The 25619-nt window shown below is 67.5% G+C and carries 23 protein-coding genes and 4 tRNA genes; 17 read left to right on the forward strand and 10 right to left on the reverse strand.

Annotated elements, in window-relative coordinates; genetic code table 11:
* The first annotated feature begins 25 nt into the window (after positions 1-25).
* Complete coding sequence (locus CLU95_RS09700) at positions 26-586, forward strand: thermonuclease family protein (RefSeq protein WP_257214581.1); 561 nt, start codon at positions 26-28, stop codon at positions 584-586.
* 69 nt (positions 587-655) lie between these two features.
* On the opposite strand, the gene CLU95_RS09705 is transcribed toward CLU95_RS09700, so the two are convergent.
* A tRNA-Arg gene (locus CLU95_RS09705) sits at positions 656-732 on the reverse strand.
* Between the two features lie 215 nt (positions 733-947).
* Here CLU95_RS09705 and CLU95_RS09710 point away from each other — a divergent pair.
* Complete coding sequence (locus CLU95_RS09710; protein ID WP_062476298.1) at positions 948-1373, forward strand: HU family DNA-binding protein; 426 nt, start codon at positions 948-950, stop codon at positions 1371-1373.
* A 188-nt stretch (positions 1374-1561) separates the two neighbouring features.
* On the opposite strand, the gene CLU95_RS09715 is transcribed toward CLU95_RS09710, so the two are convergent.
* The 5 genes from CLU95_RS09715 to hrcA all read right to left on the reverse strand — a co-directional run bounded on the left by CLU95_RS09715 (position 1562) and on the right by hrcA (position 7362).
* A tRNA-Arg gene (locus tag CLU95_RS09715) sits at positions 1562-1638 on the reverse strand.
* An 82-nt stretch (positions 1639-1720) separates the two neighbouring features.
* The gene (locus CLU95_RS09720) at positions 1721-4849 is read right to left on the reverse strand and encodes an efflux RND transporter permease subunit (protein ID WP_099792608.1); all 3129 of its coding nucleotides are present in this window, start codon (positions 4847-4849) and stop codon (positions 1721-1723) included.
* A gap of 19 nt (positions 4850-4868) precedes the next feature.
* Positions 4869-5978: an efflux RND transporter periplasmic adaptor subunit gene (locus tag CLU95_RS09725; protein WP_257214582.1), complete on the reverse strand. Its 1110-nt coding sequence runs from the start codon at positions 5976-5978 to the stop codon at positions 4869-4871.
* Positions 5979-6242: 264 nt separating this feature from the next.
* Positions 6243-6319 (reverse strand) — tRNA-Ile (locus CLU95_RS09730).
* A gap of 35 nt (positions 6320-6354) precedes the next feature.
* Complete coding sequence (gene hrcA / locus CLU95_RS09735; RefSeq protein WP_099792610.1) at positions 6355-7362, reverse strand: heat-inducible transcriptional repressor HrcA; 1008 nt, start codon at positions 7360-7362, stop codon at positions 6355-6357.
* A gap of 31 nt (positions 7363-7393) precedes the next feature.
* On the opposite strand from hrcA, the gene CLU95_RS09740 reads away from it, so the two are divergent.
* The 3 genes from CLU95_RS09740 to rapZ are packed head-to-tail and all read left to right on the forward strand — an operon-like array spanning position 7394 to position 10897.
* On the forward strand, positions 7394-8299 hold the full coding sequence (locus CLU95_RS09740; RefSeq protein WP_056573377.1) for an NAD kinase: 906 nt from the start codon (positions 7394-7396) through the stop codon (positions 8297-8299).
* 37 nt (positions 8300-8336) lie between these two features.
* Positions 8337-10019 (forward strand): DNA repair protein RecN, encoded by a 1683-nt coding sequence (gene recN, locus CLU95_RS09745; RefSeq protein WP_099792612.1) that lies wholly within the window; start codon positions 8337-8339, stop codon positions 10017-10019.
* 5 nt (positions 10020-10024) lie between these two features.
* On the forward strand, positions 10025-10897 hold the full coding sequence (gene rapZ, locus CLU95_RS09750) for an RNase adapter RapZ (RefSeq protein ID WP_062476353.1): 873 nt from the start codon (positions 10025-10027) through the stop codon (positions 10895-10897).
* Between the two features lie 16 nt (positions 10898-10913).
* Here the strand turns inward: rapZ and mutY are convergent, their stop codons facing one another.
* From mutY to mutM, 3 genes are all read right to left on the reverse strand, one after another.
* A complete protein-coding gene (gene mutY / locus CLU95_RS09755; RefSeq protein WP_099797195.1) occupies positions 10914-11948 on the reverse strand; it encodes an A/G-specific adenine glycosylase in 1035 nt (344 codons plus the stop codon).
* A 40-nt stretch (positions 11949-11988) separates the two neighbouring features.
* A complete protein-coding gene (locus CLU95_RS09760; protein WP_099792614.1) occupies positions 11989-13962 on the reverse strand; it encodes a dynamin family protein in 1974 nt (657 codons plus the stop codon).
* A gap of 102 nt (positions 13963-14064) precedes the next feature.
* Positions 14065-14880 (reverse strand): bifunctional DNA-formamidopyrimidine glycosylase/DNA-(apurinic or apyrimidinic site) lyase, encoded by an 816-nt coding sequence (mutM, locus tag CLU95_RS09765; protein ID WP_099792616.1) that lies wholly within the window; start codon positions 14878-14880, stop codon positions 14065-14067.
* 71 nt (positions 14881-14951) lie between these two features.
* On the opposite strand from mutM, the gene CLU95_RS09770 reads away from it, so the two are divergent.
* The 8 genes from CLU95_RS09770 to CLU95_RS09805 all read left to right on the forward strand — a co-directional run bounded on the left by CLU95_RS09770 (position 14952) and on the right by CLU95_RS09805 (position 21494).
* Entirely contained in the window at positions 14952-16805 is a 1854-nt protein-coding gene (locus CLU95_RS09770; protein ID WP_099797196.1) for a tetratricopeptide repeat protein, read from the forward strand.
* Positions 16806-17351: a lipoprotein insertase outer membrane protein LolB gene (locus CLU95_RS09775; protein ID WP_099792618.1), complete on the forward strand. Its 546-nt coding sequence runs from the start codon at positions 16806-16808 to the stop codon at positions 17349-17351.
* Positions 17348-18229 carry a 4-(cytidine 5'-diphospho)-2-C-methyl-D-erythritol kinase gene (gene ispE / locus CLU95_RS09780; RefSeq protein WP_099792619.1) on the forward strand — a complete coding sequence of 294 codons (882 nt, stop codon included), beginning with the start codon at positions 17348-17350 and terminating at the stop codon, positions 18227-18229. Before CLU95_RS09775 ends, ispE begins: the two co-directional genes overlap by 4 nt.
* Before the next feature lie 71 nt (positions 18230-18300).
* A tRNA-Gln gene (locus CLU95_RS09785) sits at positions 18301-18377 on the forward strand.
* A 142-nt stretch (positions 18378-18519) separates the two neighbouring features.
* The gene (locus CLU95_RS09790; protein WP_062476346.1) at positions 18520-19494 is read left to right on the forward strand and encodes a ribose-phosphate pyrophosphokinase; all 975 of its coding nucleotides are present in this window, start codon (positions 18520-18522) and stop codon (positions 19492-19494) included.
* Positions 19495-19580: 86 nt separating this feature from the next.
* Positions 19581-20237, forward strand: a complete 657-nt coding sequence (locus CLU95_RS09795; RefSeq protein WP_099792621.1) for a 50S ribosomal protein L25/general stress protein Ctc — start codon at positions 19581-19583, stop codon at positions 20235-20237.
* An 81-nt stretch (positions 20238-20318) separates the two neighbouring features.
* Positions 20319-20954 (forward strand): aminoacyl-tRNA hydrolase, encoded by a 636-nt coding sequence (pth, locus tag CLU95_RS09800; protein WP_056573407.1) that lies wholly within the window; start codon positions 20319-20321, stop codon positions 20952-20954.
* Between the two features lie 105 nt (positions 20955-21059).
* Positions 21060-21494 (forward strand): hypothetical protein, encoded by a 435-nt coding sequence (locus CLU95_RS09805; RefSeq protein WP_099792623.1) that lies wholly within the window; start codon positions 21060-21062, stop codon positions 21492-21494.
* A 6-nt stretch (positions 21495-21500) separates the two neighbouring features.
* Here the strand turns inward: CLU95_RS09805 and CLU95_RS09810 are convergent, their stop codons facing one another.
* Complete coding sequence (locus CLU95_RS09810) at positions 21501-21803, reverse strand: YfhL family 4Fe-4S dicluster ferredoxin (RefSeq protein WP_099792625.1); 303 nt, start codon at positions 21801-21803, stop codon at positions 21501-21503.
* Positions 21804-21948: 145 nt separating this feature from the next.
* On the opposite strand from CLU95_RS09810, the gene CLU95_RS09815 reads away from it, so the two are divergent.
* The 4 genes from CLU95_RS09815 to CLU95_RS09830 are packed head-to-tail and all read left to right on the forward strand — an operon-like array spanning position 21949 to position 25590.
* Positions 21949-22899 carry an ABC transporter permease gene (locus CLU95_RS09815; RefSeq protein ID WP_099792627.1) on the forward strand — a complete coding sequence of 317 codons (951 nt, stop codon included), beginning with the start codon at positions 21949-21951 and terminating at the stop codon, positions 22897-22899.
* The gene (locus CLU95_RS09820) at positions 22896-23771 is read left to right on the forward strand and encodes an ABC transporter permease (RefSeq protein ID WP_099792629.1); all 876 of its coding nucleotides are present in this window, start codon (positions 22896-22898) and stop codon (positions 23769-23771) included. The genes CLU95_RS09815 and CLU95_RS09820 overlap by 4 nt, the downstream gene beginning before the upstream one ends.
* Positions 23772-23782: 11 nt before the next feature.
* Positions 23783-24772: an ABC transporter ATP-binding protein gene (locus tag CLU95_RS09825; protein WP_099792631.1), complete on the forward strand. Its 990-nt coding sequence runs from the start codon at positions 23783-23785 to the stop codon at positions 24770-24772.
* Positions 24769-25590, forward strand: coding sequence for an ATP-binding cassette domain-containing protein (locus CLU95_RS09830; RefSeq protein WP_099792633.1), 822 nt, complete (start codon positions 24769-24771; stop codon positions 25588-25590). The genes CLU95_RS09825 and CLU95_RS09830 overlap by 4 nt, the downstream gene beginning before the upstream one ends.
* The last annotated feature ends 29 nt before the right edge of the window (positions 25591-25619 follow it).

The following is a 25619-nucleotide window of genomic DNA, read 5'->3' on the forward strand; positions in this document are numbered from 1 at the left end:
CAATGCCCAGGAGACAGGAGCCCCTGTGATCGCCACCAGACACTTCTCACGCCGCTGCAGCACCTCGGCGAAGCTTCATTTTGGCGTTCTCGCGGCCCTTGCCGGCGTGCTGTTCGCCCTTCCCTTCAGCACCCACGCCAGAACGCAGACCTGCTTCGTCGTGAGCATCCACAGCGGCGATACCTTGACCGCCCGCTGCGGCGACGCGGCCAGTGCCAACGCGTGGCGTCGCGTGCGCCTGCAGGGCATCGAGGCACCAAAGCCCGGGCAACCCTTCGCAGAGCAGGCTCAGCAGAAGATGCACGACATGGTCCGTCTCAAGCCGGCAGATGTCGACTGCGACGATCCCACATCTCACGCCCGCGAACGCATCTGTCGTGTGATGGTGACGCCGGACTCGGCACCCAACGGCCCGAGGACGCTCGACGCAAGCCTGGCATTGCTGACCGTCGGATTGGCGCGCTGGAAGCCCGCGCAAGCGCAGCGCCTGTCGCCCCAGGAGCGCGGGCAGTACGAATTCGCAGAGGAAGAAGCAAAAGCCAAGCGGGCCGGCCTCTGGAAAGACGCGCGACCGGTGCACCCTTGATGCGGGCACGGCGCAATGACCGGCCAAAGAAAAAGGGTTAGCTCGAAAAACGAGCTAACCCTTGAAGAGTGGTGCGGCTGGCAGGAATTGAACCCACGACCCCTTGGTTCGTAGCCAAGTACTCTATCCAACTGAGCTACAGCCGCACAGCTTTCGATTATAGCGTGTTTTTTCGCGCGCCCAAACCTTTGTGATCGAAAGCTGAAAATACGAACGATGACAGCCAATCAGAGCGCCTATTCCCGTGCATCTGACCCGCGCCTCTCCAAAGAGGCCCATCCGACCCGGTACACTCCGCCCCGCCCGGAATAGCCTGGGCCGCCGTAGGCAACACGGCGCCATACCATCCAAGGAATACTGAATGAACCGCATCGAACTGGTCGAGAAGATCGCCACCACCCACAACCTGAGCAAGGCCGAGGCCGCACGCGTGCTCGAAACGATCACCAGCAGCGTCGTCGCTGCCGTGAAGAAGGGCGACTCGGTCCAGCTGGTCGGCTTCGGTACTTTCAAGCAAGTCGCACGCGCCGCACGCTCGGGCTTCAACCCCCAAGCCGGCACCAAGATCAAGATCGCCGCCACCAAGGTGCCGAAGTTCGTCGCCGGCGCTGCCTTCAAGGCCGCCATCGACCCCAAGGCCGCCAAGCGCAAGGCTGAAAAGGCCGCTGCTGCACCCGCTGCCAAGAAGGCCGCCGCTCCGAAGAAGGCAGCTGTCACCAAGGCTGCTGTCACGAAGGCCGTCGTCGCCAAGGCTCCCGCCAAGAAGGCCGTCGCCAAGAAGAAGTAAGACCGACGATGCGACGACAGTTGCACAGGCCTGGCCTGGCAGTTGTCTGTATCGACGTCAAAAAGCCGCCCTCGGGCGGCTTTTTTTGTGGGCGCGTGCCGCGCAGCGAATGCGGGCAGCGCAACCCTCTGTGAGGGCCCCAAACGAAAATAGCCTGGAAGAGAAACCCTTCCAGGCTATTCGAGAGATGGTGCGGCTGGCAGGAATTGAACCCACGACCCCTTGGTTCGTAGCCAAGTACTCTATCCAACTGAGCTACAGCCGCGCAGCCTTGAATTCTACCCTGCCGAAAGCGCTGTTCCGGCGAGGCCTTCAAAAAAGCTTCACTGCCTTGTGATGCGACGGCCTCAGGCCACTTGTTCGCCGCCCGCCTTGCGCCCCATCAGCCTTGCGGCCATGCGCTTCACCAGCAGGTAGAACAGCGGCACGAAGAAGATGCCCAGCGCCGTCGCCGCGAGCACGCCACCGAACACGCCGGTGCCGATCGCGGTCTGGCTGCCCGAGCCCGCGCCGGTGGCAAGTGCCAGCGGAATCACGCCCGCCAGGAAGGCCAGCGACGTCATCAGGATGGGCCGCAACCGCAGGCGCGCGCCTTCGGCCACGGCTTCGAGCAGCGGCACGCCACGGCGCAACGCGGCTTCCGCGAACTCGATGATCAGGATCGCGTTCTTGGCCGACAGGCCGATGGTCGCGAGCAGGCCGACCTGGAAGTAGATGTCGTTCGACAACCCGCGCAACGCCGCCGCGATCACCGCGCCGAGCACGCCCAGCGGAATCACCAGCATCACAGAGACCGGCACCGACCAGCTCTCGTACAGCGCCGCCAGGCACAGGAACACCACGAGGATCGACAACGCGAACAGCAGCGGTGCCTGCCCGCCCGACAGCCGCTCCTGGTACGACAGGCCACTCCAGGCCTGGCCCGTGCCGCGCTGCTGCTTCGCGAGGCTCTCGATGGCCGCCATGGCCGTGCCCGAGCTAATGCCCTGCGCGGCCGCGCCCTGGATCTGCACCGCGGGCAGGCCGTTGTAGCGCTCCAGCTGCGACGCGCCCTGCGACCAGTGCGTGGTCGCAAAGGCCGAGAACGGCGTCATCGCACCCGTGCTGCCGCGCACGAACCACTGGCTGATGTCGTCCGGTGCCGAACGGTACGGCGCATCGGCCTGCACGTACACGCGCTTCACGCGGCCACGGTCGATGAAGTCGTTCACGTAGCTGCCGCCCCAGGCGATGCCCAGCGTGGTGTTCACGTCGTCCAGCGACAGCCGCAGGGCCGAGGCCTTCAGCTGGTCGATGTCGACCTGCAGCTGCGGCGTGCCGGCCACGCTGTTGGCGCGCACCGACTGCAGGCGCTTGTCCTTGTTGGCCTCGCGCACCAGTGTTTCGCGCGCCTGCAACAGCCGCTCGGCGCCCATGCCCGAGGTGTCCTGCAGCCAGAACTCGAAGCCGTTCGATTCGCCCAGCCCTTCGATGGGCGGCGGCACCATGCCGAAGACCTCGGCGTCGCGCTGCTGCCTGGCCAGCGCCTTGCCGGCGCGCTCGACGATGGCGTGCGCGCGCTTGTCGGCACTGGCGCGTTCGGACCAGTCCTTCAGCGAGACGAACGCCATGCCCATGTTCTGCCCCGAGCCGCTGTAGCTCCAGCCGGTGAGCGTGAAGATGGTGTCGGTCGTGTCCTTCTCGGTTTCGAGAAAGTGCTTTTCGATGGCGCGGTTCACTTCGTCGGTGCGGCCCGCCGTGGCGCCGGCCGGCAGCGTCGCGATCACCATCACGCTGCCCTGGTCCTCTTCCGGCAGGAAGCCGCCGGGCAGGCTCAGGTACAGCAGGCCCATGCCGGCCACGATGGCGACGTACACGGCCGTGAAGCGCAGCGGCTTGCGCAGGATGCGGCCCAGCACGCTCACGTAGCGGCCCTGCGCTGCGTCGAAGCGGCGGTTGAACGCGCCCAGGAAGCCACGCGTGCGCGGTGGCACGCCGGGCTTCAGGAAGCGCGCGCACAGCGCCGGAATGAGCACGATGGCCACCACCACCGACAGCGCCATCGACGCAATGATGGTCACCGAGAACTGCCGGTAGATCACGCCCACCGAGCCCCCGAAGAAGGCCATGGGCAGGAACACCGCCGACACCACCACCGCGATGCCGACGAGTGCGCCGGTGATCTCTTTCATCGACTTGATGGTGGCCGCCTTCGCATCGAGCCCCTCTTCGTGCATGACGCGCTCGACGTTCTCCACCACCACGATGGCGTCGTCCACCAGCAGGCCGATGGCCAGCACCATGCCGAACAGCGTGAGCACGTTGATCGAATAGCCAAAGGCCGCCAGCACGCCGAAGGTGCCCAACAGCACCACCGGCACGGTGATCGCGGGGATCACCGTGGCGCGCCAGTTCTGCAAGAAGAGGAACATCACGACCACCACCAGCGCGATGGCCTCCAGCAGCGTCCGGATGACCGACTTGATGGAGATCTTGACGAAGCGCGTGGTGTCTTCCGCGTAGGCCACGCGCAGGCCGGCGGGCAGCGAGCGCTCGAGCTCGGCGATGCGCGCCTTCACCGCACTGGCGGTGGTCAGCGCGTTGGCGCCGGGCGCCAGCATCACGGCCGAGCCCGCGGCCGGGTGGCCGTTCAGGCGCGTGGTCTCGGCATACGACTCGCTGCCGATTTCCACGCGTGCCACGTCGCCCAGCCGCACCACGGCACCATCGGCCTGGGTCTTGAGCACGATGCCCTTGAACTGATCGGGCGTCTGCAGCCGCGAGAGCGCAGTGACGGTGGCGTTGAGGTGCTGTGTCGGCGCCGACGGCCGCGCGCCGATCTCGCCCACCGACACCTGCGTGTTCTGCGCGGCAATGGCGGCCGTCACGTCGGACGGCATCAGCTGGTAGCTGGCCAGCCGGTGCGGGTCGAGCCAGATGCGCATGGCGTACGCCGCGCCGAAGGCCTGCACCGAGCCCACGCCGTCGACGCGGCTGATGGGGTCGCGCAGGTTGCTGGCCATCCAGTCGGCGATGTCGGTGTCGGTGCGCTGGCCGGTCTCGTCGTAGAGCGCCACGATCAGCAGGAAGTTGTTCTGCGACTTGGCGACCGTCACGCCCTGCTGCTGCACCGCCTGCGGCAGCCGGCTGGTGGCCTGGCTGACCTTGTTCTGCACCTGCACCTGCGCGGTGTCGGGGTCGATGCCCTGGCGGAAGGTGACGTTGATCTCGGTGTAGCCGGCCGAGCTGCTCGTCGACTTGAAGTACATCAGGCCGTCGATGCCCTTGAGCTGCTGCTCGAGCACCTGCGTCACGCTGTTTTCCACCGCCTGCGCCGAGGCGCCGGGGTAGTTGGCGGACACCACCACGGTGGGCGGCGCGATGTCCGGGTACTGCGACACCGGCAGCGTGCGAATGGCCACGCCGCCGGCCAGCATGATGAGGATGGCAATGACCCAGGCGAAGACAGGCCGCTGGATGAAGAAATTGGCGATCACGGGAGGTTCTTGTCGTTTCTTAATCGGCGGGCGATGCACCCGCCGTGGACACCGGCACCGGCTTCACTTTTTCGCCGGGGCGCGCGCGCTGCAGGCCGTCGACCACGAGGCGGTCGCCTTCGCGCAGGCCCTGGGTCACGACCCAGTGCTCGCCCTCGCTGCTGCGCACTTCGAGCGCGCGCAGCTCGACCTTGTTGTCGGCCCCCACAACCAGCGCGGTCGGTTCGCCCTTTTCGTTGCGCGCCACGCCGCGCTGCGGCGCCAGGATGGCCCGGCGCTCGACGCCGGACTCGACCTGCGCACGCACGTACATGCCGGGCAGCAGCAGCCCTTGCGGGTTCGGAAATTCCGCGCGCAATGTGACCGAGCCGGTGGCCGCGTCGACACTCACTTCGGAGAACTTCAGCGTGCCGGCGTGCGGGTACGGCAGGCCGTCTTCCATGCGCAGGCTGACCTTGGTGCTGGCCGGCGCCATGTCGCCCGAGATGAAGCGGCGCTTGAGCTTCGTCAGCTCCAGGCTCGACTGCACGACATCGACATAGATCGGGTCGAGCCGCTGGATCGTGGCCAGCGCCATCGCCTGGCCCGGCGCCACGAGCGCGCCTTCGGTCACGCCCGAGCGGCCGATGCGCCCCGCGATGGGCGCGGTGATGCGCGTGAAGTCGAGGTTGATGCGCGCCGCCTTCACGGCCGCTTGCGCGGCCTTCACGCCGGCTTGCGCCTGCACCAGCGCGGCCTGCGCCTCTTCGTGCTCCTGCCGGCTCACGGCGTTGGCCTTGACCAGTTCGCCGAAGCGATCGGCCTTGCCGCGCAGGCTGGCGATGGTGGCCTGCGAGGTCGCCAACGCGGCCTGCGCCTGCTCGTGCGCGGCCTCGAACGGGCCGGGCTCGATCTCGTACAGCACCTGGCCCGCGCGGACCATGCCGCCTTCTTCGAACAGCCGCTTGCGCACGATGCCATTGACCTGCGGCCGCACCTCGGAGACGCGGTAGGCGGCCGTGCGGCCCGAGAGCTCGGTGCGCACGGCCACATCGCCGGCACGCAGAGTCACCACACCGACTTCAGGCGGCGCGTCATCGGTGGTGGAGGCCTGCTTGGCGCCGCATGCAGCGAGCGCGAGCAGGGACATCGGAAGCAGAAGCTTGAAAAGCGGGGTCATGGCCATCGGGAATCGCGGTGCGGTACGACGCGCACGGGGGATCGCCCGGCTGGTTACATTTGCACCCAAATGGTGCATTCTGCCTTCGATGTTGCGTTGCAACCTGAAGGAATCCTGTGTTTCCCGTAGGTGAAATCGGCGGCGGCCGCGGGCCCCGCTCGCGCCCTTGCAGCAGCAAAGAAAAAGGCCGCGCAGTGCGGCCTTCGTCGGAGTGTCTACAGAGGGGGAATGTGGTGGTAGGCCGTGAGTGGCTTGAACACTCGACCAACGGATTATGAGTCCGCTGCTCTAACCAACTGAGCTAACGGCCCACGCGGGCCCGATTCTATGCGCCGCGCGCGGCCATCTACTTGCGGTAGCTCAGCGCGTTGCTCACCAGCCGCGACGTGATGTCGACGATCTGGATCATGCGGTCGTACGGCATGCGGGTCGGACCGATCACGCCCAGCGTGCCGACCACCTGGCCGTCGACCTCGTAATTGGCGCTGACGATCGACAGCTCTTCGAAGGGCACGACCTGGCTTTCGCCGCCGATGAAGATGCGCACGCCCTCGGCCTTGCTCGACACGTCGAGCAGCCGCATCAGTTGCGCCTTCTCCTCGAAGAGATCAAAGGCGCGCCGCAGCTGCCCCATGTCGCTGGAAAAGTCGGTCACCGACAGCAGGTTGCGCTCGCCGGAGATCACGACGTCGTCGGCCTTGGCATCGGTGAGCACTTCGGAGCTGACCTGCACCGCGGCCTGCATCAGCGCGGCGATTTCTCCGCGCAGCTTCTCGACCTCGGACTGCAGCCGGTCGCGCACCTGCTCGATCGTCAGGCCCGCGAAATGCGCGTTGATGTAGTTCGAGGCCTCGACCAGTTGCGACTGCGAGTAGTCGGACTCGGGGAAGATCACGCGGTTCTGCACGTCGCCGTCGGGCGACACGATGATCACCAGCAGCCGCCGCTCCGACAGGCGCAAAAATTCGATCTGCTTGAACACCGAGGCACGCCGCGGCGCCATCACGACGCCGACGAACTGCGACAGGTTCGACAGCAGGTGGGCGGCGTTGGCGATCACCTTCTGCGGCTGGTCGGCCGCCAGGCTCGGCGCGCTCATCTGCTCGCGCTGGGCGGTCAGCATGGTGTCGACGAAGAGCCGGTAGCCGCGCGTGGTCGGCACGCGTCCGGCCGAGGTGTGGGGGCTTGCAATGAGCCCCAGCGCCTCGAGGTCGGACATGACGTTGCGGATGGTCGCGGGCGAGAGATCCAGCCCCGCCGAACGCGAGAGCGTGCGTGATCCGACGGGTTGCCCATCGGCGATGTAACGCTCGACCAGCGTCTTCAAAAGCAACTTGGCACGGTCGTCCAGCATTGCAAGATTTTAGTGTTGTAATTTGTTAGCTATGACCTCTCGCTTTCGTCACGTCGCCCTGATCGGCAAATACCAGGCTTCCGGCGCCCGGGCGCAAGCCGATGCGCGCGACGGCGTGATGGAGGGCATTGGCGCCTTCCTCGAATCGCAGGGTTGCACGGTGTTCGTGGAGCGTTCGTCCTGCGAGGACACCGATGCCCCGCCGCACCCGCGCTACCAGGCGCTGTCGGTCGAAGAAATCGGCCAGCGCTGCGACCTCGGCCTCGTGGTCGGCGGTGACGGCACCATGCTCGGCATTGGCCGGCAGCTCGCGTGCTACGGCATCCCGCTGATCGGCATCAACCGCGGCCGGCTCGGCTTCATCACCGACATTCCGCTGGACAACTACCAGGCCACGCTGATCCCGATGCTGGCCGGCGAATACGAAGAAGACCACCGCAGCCTGATGCACGCGCAGGTGATCCGCGACGAGGCCGTGGTGTTCGACGCGCTCGCGATGAACGACGTGGTAGTCAACCGCGGCGCCACCTCGGGCATGGTCGAGATGCGCGTGTCGGTGGGCCGCCATTTCGTGGCCAACCAGCGCGCCGACGGGTTGATCATCGCGTCGCCCACGGGTTCGACGGCCTATGCGCTGTCGGCCGGCGGGCCGCTGCTGCATCCGGCGGTGCCGGGCTGGGTGATGGTGCCGATCGCGCCGCACACGCTGTCGAACCGCCCCGTGCTGCTGCCCGACGCCGACGAGATCGTGATCGAGCTGGTGAGCGGGCGCGACGCCAGCGCCAATTTCGACATGCAGTCGCTCGCCTCGCTCGCCATCGGCGACCGCGTGGTGGTGCGCCGCTCCGATTTCCGGGTGCGCTTCCTGCACCCGCGCGGCTGGAGCTACTTCGACACGCTGCGCAAGAAACTCCATTGGAACGAAGGGGGCTCCTGAATGAAGGACCACGCCTCCCGCTTGAGGACAAACTGAGATGGCTTTGCGACGCATCGCACTGCGCGACTTCGTGATCGTGCGGTCCCTTGAACTCGATCTGTCGGCCGGCTTCACGGTGCTGACCGGGGAAACCGGCGCCGGCAAGTCCATCCTGATCGACGCGCTGCAGCTGGCGCTGGGCAACCGCGCCGACGCCGGTGCCGTGCGCGAAGGCGCCGAGCGGCTCGATGTGAGCGCCGAGTTCGACGCCGACCCGGCCCTGGCCGGCTGGCTCGACGAAGGCGGCTTCGAGGTCGGCGACGGCCTGCTGCTGCGCCGCACGGTCGACCTGCAGGGACGCAGCCGCGGCTGGATCAACGGCAGCCCCGCCACCGCCACGCAACTGCGCGAACTGGGCGACCGCCTGCTCGACATCCACGGCCAGCACGCCTGGCAGAGCCTGACCCGACCCGAGGCCGTGCGCGGCCTGCTCGACGCCTACGCGGGCGCGCGCACCGACGCGCTCGACGCCGCCTGGCACAGCTGGCGGCAGGCGCTCTCGGCGCTTGAGCACGCACGCTCGGCGCAAGACTCGCTGCAACGCGAGCGCGAGCGGCTGCAGTGGCAGATTTCAGAAGTCGCCAAGCTCGCGCCGGGTGCCGACGAGTGGGACGAACTCTCGGCCCATCATTCGCGCATCTCGAACGCGCAGGCGCTCATCGACGCGGCCCAGGGCGCGAGCCAGGCGCTCGAAGACGACGACAACGGCGCCCTTGCCGCGCTCACGCGCGCCGCGACGCTGCTGCAGAACTGCGAGCACATCGAGCCCGAATTCCGCACGCTGGGCGAGGTGTTGGCTTCCTGCGTGGCGCAGGCCTCGGACGCGGCCCATTCGCTGCACGGCTACCTGCGCGACGCCGACACCGACCCCAAAACCCTCGCCGAACTCGACGAGCGCATGGGCCTGTGGATGTCGCTCGCGCGCCGCTACAAGCGCACGCCGGCCGAACTGCCCGTGCTGCTGGCCGGCTGGCAGGCCGAGCTGCAGGCGCTCGACGCGCAAAGCGACCTCGAAGGCCTGGAACGCGCCGAGCAGAACACCCAGCAGGCCTACATGAAGGAAGCCAAGGCCCTCGGCAAGATCCGCAAGCAGGCTGCGCCGCGCCTGGCCCAAGCCGTCACGCAGGCGATGCAGGGGCTGGGCATGCAGGGCGGGCGCTTCGACGTCGAACTGCAGCCGCTGGTACAGCCCGGCCGTGCCGGCCTCGAAGAAATCTCGTTCCTGGTGGCCGGCCACGCCGGCAGCACGCCGCGTGCCATCGGCAAGGTGGCCTCGGGCGGTGAGCTCTCGCGCATCGCACTGGCCATCGCCGTGACGACCAGCGAACTGGGCGCCGCGCAGACGCTGATCTTCGACGAGGTCGATGCAGGCGTCGGCGGTGCCGTCGCCGAGACCGTGGGCCGCCTCATGAAGCAACTCGGCCGCGACCGCCAGGTGCTCGCCGTGACCCATCTTCCGCAAGTAGCAGCCTGCGCCGACCATCACCTCGTGGTCGCCAAGCGCCAGACGACAACCGCCGGCACGGAAGGCCCGCGCACCGAAAGCGGCGTGTCGCGCCTCGCGGCCGACGACCGGGCACGCGAAATCGCCCGCATGCTGGGCGGCGAAAAGGTATCGGCCACCTCGCTGGCCCATGCGCGCGAAATGCTCGGCCACAAGACGCCGGCGACCGCCCCATGACGGCCATGAATCTCGACCTCGTCCTCATCACCGGCATGTCGGGCTCCGGCAAGTCGGTGGCGCTGCACGCGCTGGAAGACGCCGGCTACTACTGCGTCGACAACCTGCCGCCCGAGCTGCTCACCGCTTTCATCGCGCTGCAACACGAGCAGCAAGCCACGCGCGTGGCAATTGCGATGGACGTGCGCAGCGGCGTGTCGCTGCCGATCGTGCCGCAGCAACTCGAAGCACTGCGCGCCGACGGCGTCTCGCTGCGCTCGCTGTTCCTCGACGCGACCACCGATGCGCTGCTGCGTCGCTATTCGGAAACGCGCCGGCGCCACCCGCTCTCGCGCCAGGAAAGCCGCACCGACGTGCCCGAACAGCACCGCGTGCTGGTGCAGGCCATCGAACTCGAACGCGAACTGCTGGCCGACCTGCGCGACGGCGCCGACGTGATCGACACCAGTCTCATCCGCCCCGCGCAGCTCCAGAGCTACATCAAGGGGCTGATCTCGGCGCCGCAGAACGCGCTGACGCTGGTGTTCGAGTCGTTCGCCTTCAAGCGCGGCGTGCCGCTGGACGCCGACTACGTGTTCGACGTGCGCATGCTGCCCAACCCGCACTACGTGCCGGCACTGCGCGCACTGACGGGCCGCGACGAACCGGTGATCGAGTGGCTGCGCGAGCACGACGACGTGGCGCGCATGTTCGACGACATCGAACAGTTCCTGACGCACTGGCTCGATGCACTGGCGCGCGACCACCGCAGCTACGTGACGGTGGCCATCGGCTGCACCGGCGGGCAGCACCGGTCGGTGTTCCTGGTCGAGCAGCTGGCGCGCGCTTTCGGTGCCCGCTGGGGCGCACTCAAGCGCCACCGCGAACTCGACGCCTGACGACGGCGAAGGCCGTTCAGGCCTCGGCGGCTTCCAGCAGCTTGCGCATCGGAGCGGGCAGCCCCAACCGGCTCCACTCCTGCGCCTCGACCCAGCGCGCGCCCTCGCCTTGCGGCTGGACGTCTTGGAGCAGCACGGGATGCAGGTGCAGGTCCTTGTGGGTCAGCACGTGCACGAAGGGCGGCAGGTCTTGCGTGTCATGCGCTGCGCCCGACGGCAAGGCCGCGAGCAGCGCCTCGTGGCTGTCGAACACCGGCAGGCAATGCAGCCCCGCCCAGATGCCCTTGGCCGGTCGCTTCTCCAGCCACACGCGCCCTTGGGCATCGCGCGCCAGCAGCACCCACAGCGACTGGGCGCTGCGCTTGAGCTTGCGCGTCTTCACGGGATAGCGCTCGGGTGCGCCCTGGCGCGAGCCCACGCAGCTGGCATTCACCGGGCAGATCATGCAGCTGGGCTTGCGCGGCAGGCAGACCGTGGCGCCGAGGTCCATCAGGCCCTGCGTGTAGTGCGCCACCGCCTCGCGCTGGCCTTCTGGCGGCAGCAGCTGCGTGGCGAGGTCCCACAGCGCACGCTCCTGCGCCGACGACGACATGTCGCCGTCGAAGCCGAGCACGCGCGTCAGCACGCGCTTCACATTGCCGTCGAGGATGGCCACGCGCTCGCCGAAACAGAAGGCCGCAATCGCCGCAGCGGTGGAACGCCCGATGCCGGGCAGGGTCACGAGTTCAACAGCGGTGTGCGGAAAGGCACCGCCGAAGCGCGCAACCACCTCCTGCGCGCAGCGGTGCATGTTGCGCGCGCGGCTGTAGTAGCCCAGCCCGCTCCACAGGCCGAACACCTCGTCCTCGGTGCCGGCAGCCAGCGCCGCCACATCCGGGAAGCGCTCGAGAAAGCGCGCGAAGTAACCGAGCACAGTCGTGACCTGGGTCTGCTGGAGCATCACCTCCGACAGCCAGACCCGGTACGGATCGCGCGTGTTCTGCCACGGCAGTTCGCTGCGCCCGTGGCTGCGCTGCCAGCGCACGATCTGTGCGGCGAAATCGGGGGGCAGCGGCGGAGGTGGGGAGACGGCCGCCCGCGCGGCGGCGCGCTCAGGCCGCACGCAGTTGCTCGTCCGCGATGGCGGCGGCCGCGGCAGGCGGCTGGCTGCCGTGCTGCGCGATCAGCGAGGTGAACTCGTGCAGGCGCTCCTGCAGCGCAGCCAGGTGGCTCTCTTGCGCGGCGATCTCGGACAGCCGGTCATCGAGGCTGCCCGCGGCGTTCTGGATGCGTTCGATCGCTTCGATGCGCTTGCTGAAATTGCGGCGGCGCTCCTTGAGCTGCGCATCGATCTGCGCGCTCGCGCCCTTGCTCCAGCGCTCGACCTCGGTCATGGCGGCTTCGTTGACGAGCCGCAGCCGGCTGGCCAGTGCACGCACCAGCTTGTCGCAGAAGTCGGCCTGCGCAAGCTTGATCAGGTTGCCCACGCCCAGGTAGTGGATGTGGCTGCGCTCGATCTGGCCCAGCTCCTGCTCGAAGCCGCTCAGGTCGGGCTCGGCCGGCGCCTGCAGCGTGAAGCCCTGCTCGGCGTTGAGCTGGCGGAAGGTGGCGTGCAGCATCGACTGGATCTCGGCCGTCGTCGCCTGCACTTCACGCAGGTTGTTGCGCAGCGCATCGAAGGTTTCGCCGTACACCTTGCGCACGTTGAACTTGACGCCGGGGCGCTTGAGCGCCGCGGCCAGCTTGACCATGTCGGCCTTGAGCGCCGTGCGTCCGAGCACCGCGTACACCTCGCGCAGCAGCTTGCCCTGCACCGAGCGCAGCGCCAGGATGCGGGTGTTGCTGCCTTCGAATTCGGCGTGTTCCTGGTCGATGCGTGCGCGCATGTGGCGGATGACCGACACGTTCTTGCCGCGCAGGCCCTGCAGTTCCAGCGCCTGCTCCGACAGGTCACGCTGGCGCACTTTCAGCAGGCGCTCGGCCTCGGTGCGCAGCGCCGTCATGCCGGCGTCGACCGCAAGCCGCAGCATGGTTTCTCGCTTGCCGAGCACGCCTTCGCCGAGCAGCGCTTCGAGCGCCGGCAGCCGGCTGGCGTCGAGCAGGGCCGCGTCGTGAGCGATCTTGGCTTGCAGGCCCTTCTGCGCCGACACCGGCAGCACCTGCGCCAGCGGCACTTCGAGCAGCCGGGCCGCGCCTTCGCGCTGGCGCTCGATCTGCTGCGCGATCTGCGTCGGGGTGCTCAGCGTGTCCCACAGCGTGTCGATCTTGTTGAGCACCACGAAGCGCGTGTCGTGGCTCTCGTCGCCGGTGATCAGGTGCTCGCGCCAGATCGACAGGTCGGAGCGGGTCACGCCGGTTTCGGCGCCCAGGATGAAGACAACGGCATGCGCCTGCGGGATCAGGCTCACGGTGAGTTCGGGCTCGGCGCCGATCGCGTTCAGGCCGGGCGTGTCGAGGATCACCAGCCCCTGCTCCAGCAGCGGGTGCGGCATGTTCAGCACCGCATGGCGCCAGCGCGGAATTTCGACGCGGCCTTCGGCGTCCTGCACGGGGTTGTCGTCGGGCGTCTCGGGGTTCCAGAATCCCAGCGCGCGGGCTTCGTCCTTGCTCACCCAGCGGACTTCGGCCACCTTGCCCATGGCCTGGGCCAGTTGCTCGGCGTCGCCCACCTCGATGGGCAGCTCGGTCCAGCGCGTGGGCCGCTCGCGCCAGTGGGTGAGCGAATGCGGCTCCAGGCGGGTTTCGATGGGCAGCAGGCGCAGCTTCGGCGCCAGTGCGGCGTCGTAGCCCAGCTCGGTCGGGCACATCGTGGTGCGCCCGGCGCTGGCCGGCATGATCCGCCGCCCGTAGCCGGCGAAGAAGATCGCGTTGATCAGCTCCGACTTGCCGCGCGAGAACTCGGCCACGAAGGCCACCATGACCTTGCTGGTGCGGATCTGGTCTTCGAGTGCGCGCAGCCGTTCGGCCACGGCCTGGTCGAGCAGCTCGTTGTCGGTCAGCCAACGGGACAGCCACTGAAGGCGGCGGGCGAAGTTGCTCCGCCAGGCGCCGTGCTGATCGAGCTGTTGGTTGAAAGAGCGGCTCAAGGGGAAGATGTAAGTAAGAATTTACAAATATAACATCGCCGAATGGCGAGCGGGGTACCTATAAGAGTTTGCCCCGAAGCAACGCCGCGGAGCCAGCCTTCCCTACGATTTCTGGCAATGGGGGCAGTAATAAGTGGAGCGCTGCCCCTGTTTCATTTGCCGGATCGGCGTACCGCACACCCGGCACGGCTCGCCCGCGCGGCCGTAGACGGTCGCTTCGAGCTGGAAGTAGCCGCTCTGCCCGTCCACGTTCGAGAAGTCACGCAGGGTGCTGCCGCCCTTCTCCACCGCCCGCGCCAGGATTTCGCGCACCGCCGCATGCAGCTTCGCCGCGCGCGGCCGGCTGATGCGCGCTGCCGACAAGGTCGGGCGGATGCCCGCCATGAACAGCGCCTCCGACGCGTAGATGTTGCCGACGCCCACCACCACGTCGCCCGCAAGCAGCACCTGCTTGATAGCCGTGCGGCGTTTCTTCAGCCCCGCGTGGAAGGCGTCGAGGTCGAAGGCATCGCCCAGCGGCTCCATGCCCAGTCCGCCGAGCAGCTTGAGGGCCCAGGGCGCCTCTTCGTCGTCCACATAGACCACGGCGCCGAAGCGGCGCGGGTCGTTCAGCCGCAGGGTCCCGAGTTCGGTGACGAGGTCGAAGTGGTCGTGCACGCCGGGCTCCGGCAGGTGGATGTCGAAACGCAGGCTGCCCGACATGCCCAGGTGCAGCAGCAGCAGCCCGCGGTCCAGGTCGATCAGCAGGTACTTGCCGCGGCGACGCACCTCGCGCACGCGGCGCCCGACCAGCGCATGCGGCAGCACCATCAGCGCCCAGCGCAGCGGCTTGCCGATGCGCACGGACTCGATGCGCGCGCCGGCGATGCGGTCGGCAAAGCCGCGCCGGGTGACTTCGACTTCGGGTAGTTCAGGCATGAAAAGTAAAACTCCGGCAGCGACGAAGCCCCATGCGGCGCTCGTTCAAATGGCTGGATTATTATGGTCAGATGAACCCATCGCCCCGCCGTCACCGCCTTGCGGCGGCCGCGTCTCTCGTGCTGCTTGCCTATGCAACGCAGGCCCAGTCTCTTGAACCCACCGCCGCCGGCAACCCCGCTCCCGCCATCGAGCGCACAGCGCCGCCGAAGCCGCCGGTGCGACCCCGGGCCACCACGGCCGCCAAGCCGGCCGCCGAGGCCGCACAGCCGTCGGCGCTGACGGCCGACCTGTTCTACGAAATCCTCATGGGCGAGATCACCGCCCGCTCCGGCGACCCCGGCTCCGGCTATTCGCTGGTGCTCGACGCCGCTCGGCGCCTGCGCGACGGCAAGCTGTTCCAGCGCGCGGTCGAGATTGCGCTGCAGTCGCGCTCCGGCGACGCGGCCATCTCCGCGGCGCGCGCCTGGCAGGAAGCGCTGCCCAATTCGCGCGATGCCCGGCGCATCGAGCTGCAGATCCTGATCGCGCTGAACCGCATCAGCGAAACCGTCGATCCGCTGCGCGCCGAAGTCGCGGCCACCTCGCAGATCGAGCGCCCCCTGCTGATGGCGGTGATCGCGCGCACCTACGGCCGCGCCGCCGACAAGAAACTCGCCGCCTCGGTGGTCGAGCAGGCGCTGGTCGACGAACTCAAGAGCCCGACCACCGGTGGACTGGCCTGGGCCACCGTGGGCCGACTGCGCCTGAACGCTGGCGACCCCTCGGGGGCGCTGGACGCCGCGCGCAAGGGGCAGGCGATCGATCCGGCGTCCGAGGCGCCCTCGGCGCTGGCGCTCGACCTCATCGACCCGGGCCAGCCGCTGGCCGAGCCGATCGTCACGCGCTACCTCGCCAACAACCCCAAGGCCTCGCCCGACCTGCGCATCGCCTATGCGCGCACGCTGGTCGAGAACCGCCGCTTCAGCGACGCCACCGCACAGCTCCAGACCCTGACGGCGGCACGCCCCGAACTGGCAGAGCCCTGGCTGCTGCTCGGCAGCCTGCAGATGCAGGCCCGCCAGGAAGCGGCGGCCGAAAGCTCGCTCAAGCGCTACGTCGACCTGATGACCGCCCCGGGCCAAAGCCAGGACGCCGGTGACGTCGCCGACCGCAAGCGCGGGCTGACGCAGGCGTATCTCGTGCTGTCGCAGCTGGCCGAACGACGCAAGGATTTCCAGGCGGCCGACCGCTGGGTCTCGCGCATCGACAGCTCCGACAACCAGAGCGCCATCCAGGGCCGCCGCGCCAGCCTGCTCGCGAAGCAAGGCAAGCTGCCCCAGGCCCGCGAGCTGCTGCGCGCACTGCCCGAGCGCACGGCGGACGAGCGCAAGCAGAAACTGCTCGCCGAAGCCCAGTTGCTGCGCGAAGCCAAGCAATACCAGGCCGCTTACGACCTGCTGGCCCAAGCCTCGGCGGCTGCGCCGGACGATGGCGACCTCGTCTACGACCAGGCCATGATGGCCGAGAAGCTCAACCGCCTGGACGACATGGAGCGGCTGCTGCGCCGCCTGATGGCGCTCAAGCCCGAGAGCCAGAACGCCTACAACGCGCTGGGCTACTCGTTTGCCGAGCGCAAGATCCGGCTCGACGAGGCCCGCACGCTCATCCAGAAGGCCGTGCAGCTCGCGCCCGAAGACCCGTTCATTGCCGACAGCCTGGGCTGGGTCGAGTTCCGGCTCGGCAACACGGCGGAGGCGATCCGCATCCTCGAGGCGGCCTACAAGACGCGGCCCGACCCCGAGATCGGCGCGCATTTCGGTGAAGTGCTGTGGTCGGCTGGTCAGAAGGACCGCGCTGTCGCGATCTGGAAAGAGTCGCTGCTCACGGACGCCGAAAACGAGACGCTGCAGGAAACCCTCAAGCGCCTGCGCGTCAAACCCTGAATGGCATCGATCACGCACACGACTCCCACGGGGGACGACAACGCCCTCACCCGCCGCGCGGCGCTCGGCGCGGGCGGCGGTGCATTGCTGCTGTGGCTGACGGGCTGCGCCCAGCTCTCGGGCGGCCCCGCTGCCGCTCCCGGGCGTTCGGCCAGTTGGAGCGGCCGCATGTCGCTGCGCATCGACAGCGAACCCGTCCAGACCTTTGCCGCCCTGTTCGAGCTGCGCGGCTCGGCCGAAACCGGCGACCTGACACTGACCACGCCCATCGGCAGCACGCTCGCGCAACTGCACTGGGCGCCGGGTGAAGCCCTGCTGAAGAACGGCAGCGACACCCGCCGCTACGACTCCGTCGATGCGCTGATCGAAGCCGCCACGGGCGCCGCCATTCCGGTCGGCGCGCTGTTCGGCTGGCTCGACGGCCGCGCCGACCCCGTGCCCGGCTGGCGCGCCGATCTGGGCCAGCTGTCGAACGGCCGCCTGCAGGCCACGCGCGAATCCCCCGCGCCCCGAGCCGACCTGCGCATCGTCTTCGAACGCTCATGAAGGCGATCTACGACCTGCCTGCGCCGGCCAAGCTGAATCTGTTCCTGCACATCACCGGGCGGCGCGACGACGGCTACCACCTGCTGCAGTCGGTCTTCATGCTGATCGACTGGTGCGACACGCTGCATGTCGAGCTGCGCCATGACGGCCAACTGAGCCGTGAAGATCTCACCACGCCGCTGCCGGCCGACGACTTAGTACTGCGGGCCGCCCGCGCGCTGCAGGCGCACGCCGCGCCAGGCCAGGGCGCGCACATCGGCATCGCCAAGCATGTGCCGGCGCAGGCGGGCATGGGGGGTGGCTCATCGGACGCGGCCACCTGCTTGCTCGCGCTCAACCGCCTCTGGAAGCTGAACCTGCCGCTGTCGCGCCTGGCGCAGATCGGGTTGAAGCTCGGTGCGGACGTCCCTTTTTTCCTCGGCGGGCGCAACGCCTGGGTCGAGGGCATCGGCGAAGAAATCACACCGGTAAACTTGCCACCGGCACGCTTCGTGGTGGCCAAGCCCCCCGAGGGACTGGATACCCGATTAATTTTTTCTGCGGATGATCTGGAACGGGCAACTCCTGTTGCTATAATCTCAGGCTTTGCTGCAGATAGCGAACAGCTAGAAGCCACAAACCTCGGCAACGGGGTTTACGACTTCGGTCACAACGACCTGCAGCCGGTTGCCCAACGGCTTTGCCCCGCAGTCACCGACGCCATCGAATGGCTCGGACTGCAAGGATTGAAAGCCCGGATGACCGGCTCCGGAAGTTCGGTGTTCGCAAAGATGCCGCAATCGCCGCAGGAAGCGGAACTGCTTGAAGCCCCTCGGGGATGGCAGGTTCGACAATGCGACAATCTGGCGGTTCATCCACTCTGGGGATGGGCAGCCTGAAGAGATAATCGGAACGCTCTGCGGTTCGATGCGACATATATCGGTGGGTGGTGCAAACCATCAACCTGTGTAGGGGAGTCGCCAAGCTGGTTAAGGCACTGGATTTTGATTCCAGCATGCAAAGGTTCGAATCCTTTCTCCCCTGCCAAATCTCTCAAACTGCGGCCTGATGGCCGCAGTGCTTCTTTTGCAGTCCACCGGCTGCAATAATCGGCAGCCCACACAGGCCGCCACGACTCGAAACCTTGGCGGCTTTCCCGCAAGCCCATTTGCACTGCCCGGACGCGCTCATGCAGGCCAATCACCCTGATTTCTTGGTTTTCACCGGCAACGCCAATCCCGGCCTTGCTGCAGAAATCGCGCACAACCTCGGCACCTCGCTGGGCGCCGCACGCGTCGGTCGCTTCTCCGACGGTGAAGTCACCGTCGAGATCAACCAGAACGTTCGTGCCCGCGACGTGTTCGTGGTGCAGTCGACCTGCGCGCCGACCAACGAAAACCTGATGGAACTGCTGATCATGGTCGACGCGCTCAAGCGCGCTTCGGCCGAGCGGATCAGCGCCGTGATTCCCTACTTCGGCTACGCCCGCCAGGACCGCCGCCCGCGTTCGAGCCGCGTGCCGATCTCGGCCAAGGTGGTGGCCAACCTGCTGGAAACCGTGGGCGTCGAGCGCGTGCTCACCATGGACTTGCACGCCGACCAGATCCAGGGCTTCTTCGACATTCCGGTCGACAACATCTACGCCTCGCCCGTGCTGCTGGGCGACCTGCGCCAGAAGAACTACGAAGACCTCATCGTGGTCTCGCCCGACGTCGGCGGCGTGGTCCGTGCCCGTGCGCTGGCCAAGCAACTGAACTGCGACCTCGCCATCATCGACAAGCGCCGCCCGAAGGCCAATGTCAGCGAAGTCATGAACGTGATCGGCGAGATCGACGGCCGCAACTGCGTGATCATGGACGACATGATCGACACGGCCGGCACGCTGGTCAAAGCGGCCGAAGTGCTGAAGGAGCGCGGCGCCAAGAGCGTGTACGCCTACTGCACGCACCCGATCTTCTCGGGCCCGGCCATCGAACGCCTGTCCAAGGGCACCGCCCTGGACGAAGTGGTCGTCACCAACACCATCCCTCTTTCCGACGCGGCCGTCGCGTGCGGAAAGATCCGCCAGCTCTCCGTGGCACCGCTGATCGCCGAAACGATCCAGCGCATTGCCAAGGGCGAGTCGGTGATGAGTTTGTTCTCGGACCAGGACAACCTGTTCTGACCTGAGAGCGAAAAAGCGGGCCTCCTTCGGAGGCCTTTTTGAATCGGAGTCGCACTGGTCGCGGTGGACTCTCACAGGAGCTAGTTATGAAATTCGTCGCTTATGAGCGCGCAAAGCAGGGCACGGGTGCGAGCCGCCGTCTCCGCATCACGGGCAAGACCCCGGGCATCGTCTACGGTGGTGACACCCAGCCGCAACTGATCGAAATCGATCACAACGCGCTGTGGCACGCCCTGAAAAAGGAAGCCTTCCACTCGTCGATCCTCGAAATGGAATTCGCCGGCGCCGTCACCAAGGTGCTGCTGCGCGACGTGCAATACCACCCGTTCCGCCAGCTGGTGCAACACATCGACTTCCAACGCGTCGATGCCAAGACCCGCATGAACATGAAGGTGCCGCTTCACTTCAAGGGTGAAGAAGAGTCCGACGCCGTCAAGCTGGATCACAACCTCGTGAACCACGTGATGACCGAACTGGAAATCAACTGCCTGCCGAGCGATCTGCCTGAATTCCTCGAGATCGATCTGTCGGGTCTGAAGAAGAACGCCACGCTGCACGTCAACGACATCAAGCTGCCCAAGGGCGTGAAGTTCGTGAGCCACGGCAAGACCAACCCCGTCATCGTGTCGGCCGTGCCGCCGCTGGTGTCGGAAGAGCCGGCTCCCGCCGCCGAAGGCGCTGCTGCCGAAGGCGCTGCTGCTGCCGCTGGCAAGCCCGCCGCCAAGACGGCCAAGAAGAAGTAATCCTCTTTCTTTCCGTCCGCGAACAGAAGGCCCGCCTCGTGCGGGCCTTTTGCTTTGTGGGGCGGCGAGATAATTCCCGCCATGATCAAGCTGTTTGTCGGCCTCGGAAACCCGGGCCCTGAGTACGAAGCCACGCGCCACAACGCCGGCTTCTGGTGGATCGACGCCCTCGCGCGCGACTGGAAGCTCAACCTCGTGCCCGAGCGGGGCTACCACGGCCTCGCAGCGCGCGCGAACATCGGCGGCCAGAGCATCTGGCTGCTGGAGCCGCAGACCTTCATGAACCTGTCGGGCAAGTCGGTGGCCGCGCTGGCGCGCTTCTTCAAGATCGCCCCCGAAGAAATCCTCGTGGTGCACGACGAGCTCGACGTGGTGCCCGGCCAGGCCAAGCTCAAGTTCGGCGGCAGCCATGCGGGCCACAACGGCCTGCGCGACATCCACGCGCAGCTCGGCACCGGCGACTACTGGCGCCTGCGGCTGGGCATCGGCCATCCCGGCGTGAAGTCGGAGGTCGTCAATTGGGTGCTCAAGAAGCCGCTCAAGGAACAACGTGAAGCGATTGAAGACGCCATCGTGCGCACCTTGCATGCCGCCCCCGCCCTGGTGGCCGGCGAGATGGAAAAGGCCACGCTGATGATTCACACGAGCAAACCGCCGCGGCCCAAGCCGCCGAGGCGGGAGCCCGGCGACGGAGGCACGACGCCTGCCGCCACCTAGCCGGCCACGGGAGTGCAGGGAGGGAGAGAACTAAAAATGAGAAGAAGAACGACGAAGAACAAGAAGACGGAAGAAGCCGCAACCAAGACGGCAACCAACCGGGTGATGGCTGTTTTTGCGATCGCGCTGTCCGCAGCCGCCATGGGCGCTTCAGCCCAGACCTGGCGATGCGGCAACACCTATTCCGACCAGCCGTGCGAAGGTGGGCGGACCGTGAAGGTGGACGACCGGCGCAACGAGGCGGACCGCAAGGCGGCGGAAGACGCCGCGCGCCGCAACGAACGCAGCGCCGACCGGCTGGCGCGCAGCCGCCAGTCGCTGGAGCGGGAGGCGCTCAGCCAGGGCAGTGCCACGACCTTCGATGCGGGGCGCTTCACCACGAACGCGCAACCGCTCACGCCCGCCGAAAAGGCCGCCCAGGCCCGCCAGCGCAAGCACACGGCCGCCCCCCGCCCGACGAGCGCGCGCTTCAACAGCCCGTCGACCGGCGACACGGCCCCGAAGGAAACCAGCAAGAAGAAGAAGAAAAAGAAGGAGTAGCCCGGCTCAGACGGCGCCGGCTGACGACGGCGAGGCGGCATCCGACGCAGGCGGTGCCGCCTTGTCTGCCGTGAGACGCACGTACTTCTGCAGCAGCGTCTCGCGGGTCTCCACATGGTCCGGGTTCACCGGGATGCAGGCCACCGGGCAGATCTGCACGCACTGCGGCTCATCGAAGTGACCGACGCACTCGGTGCACTTGTGCGGATCGATCTCGTAGAACTCGGCGCCCATGTAGATCGCATCGTTCGGGCACTCGGGCTCGCAGACATCGCAGTTGATGCATTCGTCGGTGATCATGAGGGCCATCCCCCGATTATCGGCGGAGCGGGCGCATGCCCCGCCGCAGACCTTGCGGAGCCCCCGCCGGCGTCAGGGCGGTCCGACGAGGAGCGACAAAGTTCACAGTCGAGGCACGGTTGTTGCACCAGTCAGTTATGCTGCGGCCCGCCCCATGAGTCTGTTTCTATTCAAGCGCATCGCCACGCTGATCGGCACCCTGATCGGCGCCTCGGTCATCGTTTTCCTCGTCCTCGAGATCCTGCCCGGCAATGCCGCGCAGATGCTCATGGGCCCCGACGCCTCGCCCGATGCCGTCGCGGCCCTGGCCACCAAGCTCGGCCTCGACCAGCCCGCGTGGACGCGCTACTGGCACTGGATCGGCGGCCTGCTCACCGGCAACCTCGGCGACAGCTACGCCTACAGCTCGCCCGTCATCGACCTGATCCTCGAACGTCTGGCCCTCACGGTGCCACTGGCCGTGATGGCGATGAGCCTGACCGTCGTGATCGCTCTGCTGGTCGGCGTCACCGCCGCCGCGCGCCACAACAAGCTCGGCGACGTCGGCCTCATGGGCATGGCCCAGGTCGGTATCGCCATTCCCAACTTCTGGTTCGCGATCCTGCTGATCCTCGTGTTCTCGGTGCAGCTGCAGTGGTTCTCCGCCGGCGGCTTCGAGGGCTGGGGCGAAGGCATCTTCGCGGGACTGAAATCGCTGCTGCTGCCAGCCTTGTCGCTCGCCGTGGTGCAGGCTGCGATCCTCGCGCGCATCACACGCTCCGCCGTGCTCGAGGTGATGCGCGAAGACTTCGTTCGCACGGCACGCGCCAAAGGCGTGTCGCAGCGCATGGTGCTGTGGACCCACGTGCTGCGCAACGCGATGATCCCCGTCATCACCGTCATGGGCATGCAGTTCTCCGAGCTGCTGGCCGGCACCATCGTGGTGGAGAACGTGTTCTACCTGCCGGGCCTGGGCCGCTTGATCTTCCAGGCCATCAGCAACCGCGACCTGATCGTGGTGCGCAACTGCGTGATGCTGCTCGCGGCGATGGTCGTCATCGTGAACTTCGTGGTCGACGTGCTCTACGCCGTCATCGACCCGCGCATCAAGGCGAGCGACGTATGAGCGCCACCACCGTTCCCAGCGCTGTCGCGCTCAAGGTGCCGGGCTTCTGGCGCCGTGCCCTGCACCACCGCAGCTTCGTGATCGGCGGCGTGCTGAGCCTGCTGCTGTTGATCGCTGCCGTGCTCTCCCTGGTCTGGACGCCCTGGTCGCCCTACACGATGGACATGCCGAACAAGATGCAGGGCCCCTCGGCCACGCACTGGCTCGGCACCGATGCGTTCGGTCGCGACGTGGCCTCGCTGCTGCTGGTGGGCGCGCGTGCATCCATCCTCGTGGGCGTGATCGCCGTGGGCATCGGCCTCGTCGTCGGCACCGCGCTGGGCCTGTTGGCTGCTGCGAGACGCGGTTGGGTCGAAGAAGCGGTGATGCGCCTGTCGGACTTCACGCTCGCCTTCCCCGCGATCCTCTCGGCGATCATGATGACCGCCGTGTTCGGCGCAGGCATCGTGAACGCCATCGTCGCGATCGGCATCTACAACATCCCGACCTTCGCGCGCATCACGCGCGCTTCGGCCAACGCGATCTGGTCGCGCGAGTACGTCGCCGCCGCACGCGCCTGCGGCAAGGGATCGTTCGCGATCACGATGCAGCACGTGCTGCCCAACATCTCGGCCGTGCTGATCGTGCAGATCACGATCCGTTTCGCCATCGCCATCCTGGCCGAAGCCGCCCTCTCCTACCTCGGCCTCGGCACACAGCCGCCGCAGCCCTCGTGGGGCCGCATGCTCAGCGAAGCCCAGACCCTCATGTTCCAGCAGCCGCTGCTGGCGGTGTTCCCGGGCATGGCCATCGCCCTCGCGGTGCTCGGCCTGAACCTGATGGGCGACGGCCTGCGCGACCTGCTCGATCCGCGCCTGGCGCGCGCGAGATAAGCAAGCACGTCATGGCGCTTCTCGAAGTCAACGACCTCCACATCGGCCTGCAGACGCAGCGCGGGCCGGCTGAAGCCGTGCGCGGCATTTCCTTCTCGCTGGAGCGCGGCGAAACGCTGGGCATCGTCGGTGAATCCGGCTGCGGCAAGTCGATCACCGTGATGTCGCTCATGGGCTTGCTGCCCGCCACCGCGAAGGTCACGGGCAGCATCCGCTTCGACGGCACCGAGCTGGTCGGGCGCGACGAGAAAGACATGTGCCAGATCCGCGGCAACCGCATCGGCATGATCTTTCAAGAGCCGATGACGGCGCTGAACCCGGTGCATACCATCGTGCGCCAGGTCGGCGAGCCGCTGCGGCTGCACCGCGGCCTGTCGAAGGCCGAGGCGCGCAAGGAAGTGCTCGCGCTGCTCGACCGTGTCGGCATTCCCGATGCCGCCTCGCGCCTCGATGCCTACCCGCACCAGTTCTCCGGCGGGCAACGCCAGCGCATCGGCATCGCGATGGCACTGGCCTGCGGGCCCGACCTGCTGATTGCCGATGAGCCCACCACCGCGCTCGACGTGACGATCCAGAAGCAGATCCTCGAGCTCATCCAGGGCCTCGTGGCCGAGCGCGGCATGGCGCTGATCTTGATTTCGCACGACCTCGGCGTGATCTCGCAAACGGTCTCGAAGATGCTCGTGATGTACGGCGGCAGCGTGGTCGAGAGCGGCCCGACCGACGCCGTGTTCGCCAAGCGCGCCCACCCCTACACGCAAGGCCTGTTCGCCGCGCGCCCCGCCATCGGCGCACCGCGCGGCCTGCGCCTGGCCACCATCCGCGGCAGCGTGCCCGAGCTGGTCGACCTGCCGCCGGGCTGCCCGTTCGCGGGCCGCTGCGCGTACACGGTGGATGCCTGCCACGCCACGCGGCCGTCCGCCACGGTGCTGCCACCGGACCACGCGGTGCGCTGCATCCGTCTCGAAGAAATTGCGGCCGAGCAGGCCATCGCGCCATGAATTCATCGACCCCGCTGCTGCAGGTGACCGACCTCGTGCGGCACTACGCATTGCCGCGCGAAAAGCTCTTCGGCCCGCCACCCACCGTGAAGGCGCTCAACGGCGTGAGCTTCGCCGTGCAGGCCGGCAAGAGCCTGGGCATCGTCGGTGAATCGGGCTCGGGCAAGTCGACCATCGCGCGCCTCGTGATGGCGCTGGACACGCCGACCTCGGGCAGCGTCGCGCTCGAAGGCCGCAACCTGCACACGCTCTCGAAGACCGACCTGCGCACCGCGCGGCGCGACTTCCAGATGGTCTTTCAAGACCCGTACGGCTCGCTCGATCCGCGCCAGACCGTCGCACGCATCGTCGCCGAACCGCTCGAAGCACTGGCCGAAACGCGACGCGCCGAGCAGCGCGAACGCGCCGCCGAAGCGCTCGCGGCCGTCGGCCTGCGCACCACCGACCTCGACAAGTACCCGCACGAATTCTCGGGCGGCCAGCGCCAGCGCATCGCGATCGCACGTGCCCTCATCACGCGCCCCAAGCTCATCGTCGCCGACGAGCCCGTGAGCGCGCTCGACGTGTCCGTGCAGGCCCAGGTGCTCAACCTCATGCAGGACCTGCAGCAGCAGTTCGGCATCAGCTACCTGCTCATCAGCCACGACCTCGCGGTGGTCAACCACCTGTGCGACGACGTGTGCGTGGTGTTCAAGGGCCAGATCGTGGAGCAGGGACCGCCGGCCGATCTATTCCACCATGCACAGCATCCGTACACCCGCACCTTGCTGTCGGCGGTGCTGCACACGCCGCCCGGCGGCACGCTGCGCGCAGCCTGAACACGGGGGGCCTTGCCCCTCGGACACAT

It is taken from the genome of Variovorax sp. 54 (assembly GCF_002754375.1).
Lineage (GTDB): Bacteria > Pseudomonadota > Gammaproteobacteria > Burkholderiales > Burkholderiaceae_C > Variovorax.